Source organism: Bradyrhizobium sp. Leo114 (assembly GCF_055229415.2).
Window position 1 is genome coordinate 1 of the sequence record NZ_JBUYEN020000188.1, and the last position, 781, is coordinate 781.

General features: G+C 63.3%; 1 protein-coding gene. It reads right to left on the minus strand.

The window, feature by feature from the left end; translation table 11 throughout:
* Positions 1 to 781, minus strand: a 781-nt coding sequence (locus ACZIRK_RS45325) for an integrase catalytic domain-containing protein (protein WP_474419857.1), incomplete at both ends; no start/stop codon positions are given.

The following is a 781-nucleotide window of genomic DNA, read 5'->3' on the forward strand; positions in this document are numbered from 1 at the left end:
AAGAAGTTGGTGTGCAGCCGAGATGCAGCATACAAACGTTCAAGCACGCGCGTCGTCTCGACACCATCGAAGCGACCGTACCCCACGAGTCGCCGGACGACCGCGCCGTTCTTCTGCTCGACGAAGGCCTGATCATTCTTCTTGTAGGCGCGCGAGCGTGTCACCTCGATCTTTTGCGCGCGACACCAGGGCACGACGACGTCGTTCATGAATGCGCTGTCATTGTCAAAATCGGCGCCGCGAATGACCCAGGGAAAGAGGCTCTGCGCGCGCTCCATCGCCCGCACGACGAGGCCGCCCTCGCGCGTCACCAACGGCATGCACTCGGTCCAACCAGTCGCGACGTCGACCATCGTCAACGTCTGAATGAACGAGCCAGCTACAGATGTGCCGCCATGCGCCACCATGTCGACCTCGCAGAACCCCGGCGGCGGATCGTGCCAGTCATTGAACGTCCGGATCGGCACTTCACGGCGGACCGCCGAATAAAACCCGACCCGCCGGCGCTTACCGCCGGCCGCGGCAATTTTGGTCTCGACCAGCAGGCGATCAATCGTGGCTGCACTCACGCCGAGCACCAGCGCTCGATCGGCCTGGTCGAGCTTGAGCCGGCCATGCCGCTCCAGCGAAGGCAGCAACGTCGGAATCATTACCTTCAGCCGCTTGCCGCAGATTCGATCCGAGACCTCCCACAAGGCCACCAGCGCATCCCTGATCTTGGCGCCGTAGGTCGGCCTTCGCTGCCGCCTGGCCTCCGGCGAAATTGCGACATGGCTGGCAA